The sequence below is a fragment of the Gottfriedia acidiceleris genome (genome assembly GCF_002128425.1).
Classification (GTDB): Bacteria; Bacillota; Bacilli; order Bacillales; family Bacillaceae_G; genus Gottfriedia; species Gottfriedia acidiceleris.
Genome location: NZ_NESS01000025.1, coordinates 21,670 through 27,669 on the forward strand (window position 1 = coordinate 21,670; position 6,000 = coordinate 27,669).

Here is a 6,000-nt window from a genome sequence, read left to right on the forward strand (position 1 = left end):
ATGGAAATTATAGGGATAATCGAGATAATCGAACGAAAGTTTTTCATATCCGCGAAAAATGTAGTAATATATATACTATTGGAAGAAAAAATGAAATATGTCGTAAACGAATAAACGTTGGAGGAATTTCAAATGGCATCAAAAAAAGAAGAATATTTGAGAAAGCCTGAGTGGCTAAAAATAAAGCTAAATACAAATGAATCTTACACAGAATTAAAGAAAATGATGCGATCAAAAAATCTTCACACTGTTTGTGAAGAAGCTCGTTGTCCAAATATCCATGAATGCTGGGCAGTTAGAAAAACAGCTACATTTATGATTTTAGGTGCGGTTTGTACTCGTGCATGTCGTTTTTGTGCAGTTAAAACTGGTTTACCGACTGAACTTGATCTACAAGAACCAGTTCGTGTTGCTGAATCAGTAACACAAATGAACTTAAAGCACGTAGTAATTACAGCGGTTGCTCGTGATGACTTAAGAGATGGTGGAGCAGCAGTATTTGCAGAAACTGTTAGAGAAGTTAGAAAAGCAAATCCATTTACTACAATTGAAGTTTTACCATCTGATATGGGTGGGAAATTTGAAAACCTTAAAATGCTAATGGATGCAAAACCAGATATTATGAATCATAATATTGAAACAGTTAGAGAGTTAACTCCACGTGTTCGTGCAAGAGCAACGTATGAAAGATCACTTGAATTTTTACGTAGAGCAAAAGAAATTAACCCTAGCATCCCTACAAAATCAAGTATCATGCTTGGGTTAGGTGAAACAAATGAACAAATTTACGAAGCAATGGATGATTTACGTGCAGCAGGTGTAAATATCATTACATTAGGTCAATATTTACAACCAACAAAAACTCATTTATCTGTAAAAAAATACTATACTCCTGACGAGTTTGCAGCACTTAAAGAAATTGCTTTAGGAAAAGGTTTCTCACATTGTGAGGCTGGTCCTTTAGTTCGTTCATCATATCATGCTGACGAACAAGTAGAAGCTGCTAAACAAGCATAATAAAAAGCACTAGCTTAAGCTAGTGCTTTTATTGATTATTATTTTGAAATTTGATCAAAATGCATGCTTTGTTTATCCACATCAAAACCTTCAGCTAAATCTTTTATCTGTTGCTCTAATTGTCCATCATTAAGCTGACCATATTTATTTAGGTCCTCGATGTTATTTATATTTTGTATTGAATTTGAAGTATAGATATGATAATAACTAGGAAGTGCAGATTGAGCAGTTTTTTCAACCTGTTTTCTAGCTAGTGCTTTATCACCATCTGATTTATAAGCAATTAGTACTTCTTGGTCTGTAACTAGTGTAGCTGCATCGTCTATATCAGGAAGCTTTACAACTAAATAAGAAATGAATTTTGACACTTCTTGTTTATCAATTGTTAATGTGTATTCACCATCTTTACCTAAAACATCTTGCTTTTGTAGTCTAGAAAAGCCATAATCTTTGTAAGAGTTATTTGACATTTTAGCATTTACATCACCTGTTTCCATCGGCTTTGTATTTAATTGTTTAGGTGTTGGATTTGTTCGATGTTCATTTTTATATGTTACGTTTTTATATTCGAACTGTCTCGAATGACTTGGACCAAATGAACATCCTGTTAATAAAAATAAGGTTACTAAACAAACTAAATATTTACGCATATTAATACCACCTTTTAATAATCAATGTAAAATTAGTATGCCAAAAATATTGGTTACATATTTATGGGAGTAAAAGGAAGGAGAATACAAATTGGTTTGCATACAGAATATTTGCTATGAAGTAGTTGAAGATTACCGTGAAGGATTCAATGAAGAAGCCTTTAAAGCGAGATATGCTGAAATCCTTTCAAAGTATGATTACATTGTAGGGGATTGGGGCTATGAGCAACTAAGACTTAGAGGTTTTTTTGATGATTCTCAAAAAAATGTTCCATATGATTCAAAAATAAGTACATTACGTGAATATATTTATGAGTATTGTAATTTTGGATGTAAATATTTTGTAGTTAAAAAAGTAAAAAATTAAAATGATGGGGAAACCCATCATTTTTTTGTTCTTGAAAGGGTGCGGCGCTATGAATTTTAAGGAAGATGATTGATCTTTAGCATGAGCAAAGTATGTGGATAAAATATTTTTTGATTTTTTGAAACAATAAAAACCTTGTGGATAAGTTTGAATTTTTCAACAAAAATGTGCATAACTCAAGACTTAATCACAAAAATAGTGGACAACTTTTTAGTTATCCACTATTTTTCAGATTATTTTGTAAAAATAAATTATTTATCCACAGGAATGAAAAACTTAGAAAATAATTTCACTTAGAAAATCTAATAATTCTGCAGCCTTTTCTTCAGAAATACCGAAAGCAAACTCTAAGTAACCTTCTTCTTTTAAATCATCTGAACCAATAATTGCAAATCGATTACTTTGCATATCCATTATGATTACTTTGCCATAATGACGATCAGAATAGACTAAAGCAAGATCATGTCTTTGCTCTTCTCCCATAAAGCTTACAAAACGAGTTTTTGCTTGAATAGTGTCATCATATAAGAAAAAACGATCTGACATTTTTATTCCTCCATTATACTAAAATAAGATTTGGCTTGTATCCTAAATGGTGATGAGCTTTAATATGTCGCACAGTTTTTGTTTTACTTCTCATAACAATTGAATGAGTTTCGACTAAGTCTCCACCTAAGAAAGTAACCCCTTCAAGTAATTCACCTGAAGTAACTCCTGTAGCAGCAAAAATTGCATCGTCACCTTTTACTAAATCATTTAAAGTTAATAATTGTCTTGGGTTATTAAGACCCATATTCATACAACGTTGTTCTTCTTCTTTATTCATTGGTACTAAACGAGCTTGCATGTCACCGCCAAGGGCCTTTATCGCTGCAGCGGCTATAACGCCTTCTGGTGCACCTCCAGTACCGACAAAGAGATCGATTCCTGTTTGAGGTAATGCTGTTGCAATAACAGCACCAACATCTCCATCACCAAATAATTTAACCCGAGCACCTTTTTCACGAATTCGTTCAATGATTTCTTCATGACGAGGACGTTCTTGGACAATTACCGTTAAATCACGTACACGTTTATTGTTTGCTTCTGCAATAATATCGATCGTTTTTTCAATTGGATCATCTAATGATATTTTTCCAGCAGCACGAGGACCTACAGCTATTTTTTCCATATACATGTCAGGTGCATGTAATAAGTTACCTTTATCAGAAATTGCAATTACTGCCATTGCATTTGCATGGCCTTTTGCAAGGATATTAGTTCCTTCTAGAGGATCGACTGCAATGTCTACTTCAGGTCCATTACCAGTTCCTAATTTTTCACCTATATATAGCATTGGTGCCTCATCGAGTTCACCTTCACCAATTACTACAGTACCTGCCATATTGACTGAATCAAACATTGAACGCATTGCAGAAGTAGCAGCGTCATCTGCTTCATTTTTCTTACCGCGTCCCATCCAATGCGCAGAGGCAAGGGCAGCTGCTTCAGTAACTCTTACAATCTCAAGTGCTAATTCACGCTCCAAAAGTCCAACCCCCCAAAAATATTCACCTATATAATATAACAAAAATCGGTAAGAAACGCTTTCATTTGTCGATTTTTTTCGAATTTAGCTATAAAATAAATATAAGTCCATAAAATGTAGAAGATAGAATTGAGAAGGAAGTGTACATATGTACTTTGTAAATCGTCAAAACATATTAGATCGAATTGAAATAATAAATTCAATGTTTGAATTTTATGCGTCATACAGCCATCCAAAAAATAAAACGGAAGAATTAGCTTTGGAAAGAATGACACATCTTTTGATAGACAGTATGTTAGATATTGGAAATACAATGATTGATGGCTTTATAATGAGGGACCCAGGTAGTTATGATGACATTATTGATATTCTCATGGATGAAAAAGTTATTACTGCTTCAATTGGAGAATCAATAAAAAAATTAATTCCAATTCGAAAACATTTATTACAAGACTACACATCTTCAATTACAGAAAAAATAGTGATGACATTAAGCGAAAATATCGAAGCATATAAGGAATTCCCGGTTGCGGTACAAGCTTTTCTTGATAAGGAACTAGGAGTAATTAATGCGTTTAGTAGTGATGAGGAAAAATAGTAAGGAGTGGCAATATGAAACAATATAAAGGATACTTAATCGATCTAGATGGAACTATGTATCGTGGTGAGGAGCAAATTGAGGAAGCGAGTCTTTTTATAAAGGCTCTGAAGGAAAAAAATATTCCATATCTTTTTGTGACGAATAATTCTACACGTAGACCAGAACAAGTTGCTGATAAACTTAATTCCTTTAATATACCAACTACAAAAGAACAGGTTTTTACAACAAGTAATGCCACAGCAAATTACATAAAAGAACAAAAGGCAGATGCTACTGTTTATATGATAGGTGAAGAGGGCTTACAATATGCCTTAGAAGAAGTTGGATTAAAAATTACAGATGAAAATCCTGATTTTGTAATTAGTGGTTTAGACCGAAGCATTAATTATGAGAAACTAGCAAAGGCTTGTATAGCTGTAAGAAATGGCGCGACATTTATTTCTACTAATGGCGACATAGCAATTCCGACTGAAAGAGGATTATTACCAGGTAATGGTTCATTAACATCTGTAATAGCAGTATCTACTACAGTAAAACCAATTTTTATTGGAAAACCTGAATCAATTATTATGGAACAAGCATTAAAAGTTCTTGGTGTTGCTAAAGAGGATACGTTAATGATTGGTGATTATTATGATACAGACATTATGGCTGGGATTAATACTGGTGTTGATACTTTAATTGTTCATACTGGTGTAACGACAAGGGATATGTTATCAAATTACGAAACGCAGCCAACTTATTCAGTTGACTCATTAGAAGAGTGGATTAAACATATTTAAGAGAAAAGATGGGGAAACCCTCTAGAAAATTACTTGTGGTTTTTTTGTGTTATTTAAATAAAAAAGTGGTCTCAAACATAAATTGTCTTGAGACCACTCTTTTTTATTCATTTTCAGCTTTAATTTGATCAGCCTTTTTATGTGCGGCACGATGAGCAAGTCGGCTAGATGCAGCAGCTGCAATTGCTCCAACAATATCATCTAAAAATGTATTTACTAAGCCTGTTGATTTATCATTTAATCTTTCTAAAATTCCTGGTTTTAATTTATCGATGTAACCATAATTCGTGAATCCAATTGACCCATAAACATTTACGATCGATAAGGCAATTATTTCATCAATTCCATAAAGCCCTTCATCTTTTTTGATAATAGCCAACAAAGGTTCCTGTAGTTTATCTTGCTCTGCCAAAATATCTAATTCAATACCAGTAATGATGGCATTTTGTATCTCACGCTTTGTCAAGACTCTCTGAACATTGTGTTTACACTCGTCTTTGGATAGATTATCATGATATTTACTTTGTAAAAAGTAAACTAGGTCAGCAATGTCATCGAGAGTAACACCTCTTTTTTCTAATAACGATAATGCAGTCTTTTCTAAATCGTGATTTAAATATTCCATTACATCACCTTTTCCTTATCGATTGATTTAATTACTATAAAAATAACTAAAATGAAATTCATAAAATAAGTAAAACTTTTACTATAAATTATTTTAAGAAATAAGAGGATTAATTATATATGATTCGATATCGAACTTAATTCCCCTTTATAAAAAAAGTTAATACATAGTAAAAAATTATTAAGACATCTAATTTATTACCTATGTCTTATTCGTTGTTCCACTTGCCCTATATTTTTGTGAAGTCCAGTTCCGACGATTAACCCTCCGCAACTTTTCTTGGCCTTTGTCTTATGCTTGTCGGGGCTGATCAACCCGCTTCCACATTTCATGATGTCTAGTTCCAGCGGGTAGCCCCTCGAGGTCATAATTCAAAGTCCAATAAAAGTAAAAAGCAACTTTTCTTGGCCTTTGTCTTATGCTTGTCGGG

At 33.0% G+C, this 6,000-nt stretch carries 8 protein-coding genes; 4 read left to right on the plus strand and 4 right to left on the minus strand.

What is annotated here, in order from left to right; all coding sequences use genetic code 11:
* Positions 1-132: 132 nt before the first annotated feature.
* Positions 133-1,017: a lipoyl synthase gene (lipA, locus tag B6K90_RS22480; RefSeq protein WP_088014947.1), complete on the plus strand. Its 885-nt coding sequence runs from the start codon at positions 133-135 to the stop codon at positions 1,015-1,017.
* Between the two features lie 38 nt (positions 1,018-1,055).
* Here the strand turns inward: lipA and B6K90_RS22485 are convergent, their stop codons facing one another.
* Entirely contained in the window at positions 1,056-1,667 is a 612-nt protein-coding gene (locus B6K90_RS22485) for a YhcN/YlaJ family sporulation lipoprotein (RefSeq protein WP_088014948.1), read from the minus strand.
* 91 nt (positions 1,668-1,758) lie between these two features.
* Here B6K90_RS22485 and B6K90_RS22490 point away from each other — a divergent pair, with 91 nt between their 5' ends.
* Positions 1,759-2,034 (plus strand): YutD family protein, encoded by a 276-nt coding sequence (locus B6K90_RS22490; protein WP_056468720.1) that lies wholly within the window; start codon positions 1,759-1,761, stop codon positions 2,032-2,034.
* Positions 2,035-2,310: 276 nt separating this feature from the next.
* On the opposite strand, the gene B6K90_RS22495 is transcribed toward B6K90_RS22490, so the two are convergent.
* Entirely contained in the window at positions 2,311-2,580 is a 270-nt protein-coding gene (locus tag B6K90_RS22495; RefSeq protein WP_088014949.1) for a DUF3055 domain-containing protein, read from the minus strand.
* 13 nt (positions 2,581-2,593) lie between these two features.
* Complete coding sequence (glpX, locus tag B6K90_RS22500) at positions 2,594-3,562, minus strand: class II fructose-bisphosphatase (RefSeq protein ID WP_088014950.1); 969 nt, start codon at positions 3,560-3,562, stop codon at positions 2,594-2,596.
* A gap of 148 nt (positions 3,563-3,710) precedes the next feature.
* Here glpX and B6K90_RS22505 point away from each other — a divergent pair, with 148 nt between their 5' ends.
* Together B6K90_RS22505 and B6K90_RS22510 are read left to right on the plus strand one after the other, a co-directional pair.
* Positions 3,711-4,160, plus strand: a complete 450-nt coding sequence (locus B6K90_RS22505; RefSeq protein WP_088014951.1) for a DUF86 domain-containing protein — start codon at positions 3,711-3,713, stop codon at positions 4,158-4,160.
* A gap of 14 nt (positions 4,161-4,174) precedes the next feature.
* A complete protein-coding gene (locus B6K90_RS22510) occupies positions 4,175-4,945 on the plus strand; it encodes a TIGR01457 family HAD-type hydrolase (RefSeq protein ID WP_088014952.1) in 771 nt (256 codons plus the stop codon).
* Between the two features lie 103 nt (positions 4,946-5,048).
* Here B6K90_RS22510 and B6K90_RS22515 read toward each other — a convergent pair whose 3' ends face one another.
* Entirely contained in the window at positions 5,049-5,570 is a 522-nt protein-coding gene (locus tag B6K90_RS22515) for a phosphatidylglycerophosphatase A family protein (protein ID WP_088014953.1), read from the minus strand.
* Between the last annotated feature and the right edge of the window lie 430 nt (positions 5,571-6,000).

What these genes read in the sequence shown, in the direction of transcription:
- lipA (WP_088014947.1), top strand. Translation starts at nt 133, where the DNA reads ATGGCATCAAAAAAAGAAGAATATTTGAGAAAGCCTGAGTGGCTAAAA.
- B6K90_RS22485 (WP_088014948.1), bottom strand. Translation starts at nt 1,667, where the DNA reads ATGCGTAAATATTTAGTTTGTTTAGTAACCTTATTTTTATTAACAGGA.
- B6K90_RS22495 (WP_088014949.1), bottom strand. Translation starts at nt 2,580, where the DNA reads ATGTCAGATCGTTTTTTCTTATATGATGACACTATTCAAGCAAAAACT.
- B6K90_RS22505 (WP_088014951.1), top strand. Translation starts at nt 3,711, where the DNA reads ATGTACTTTGTAAATCGTCAAAACATATTAGATCGAATTGAAATAATA.
- B6K90_RS22510 (WP_088014952.1), top strand. Translation starts at nt 4,175, where the DNA reads ATGAAACAATATAAAGGATACTTAATCGATCTAGATGGAACTATGTAT.
- B6K90_RS22515 (WP_088014953.1), bottom strand. Translation starts at nt 5,570, where the DNA reads ATGGAATATTTAAATCACGATTTAGAAAAGACTGCATTATCGTTATTA.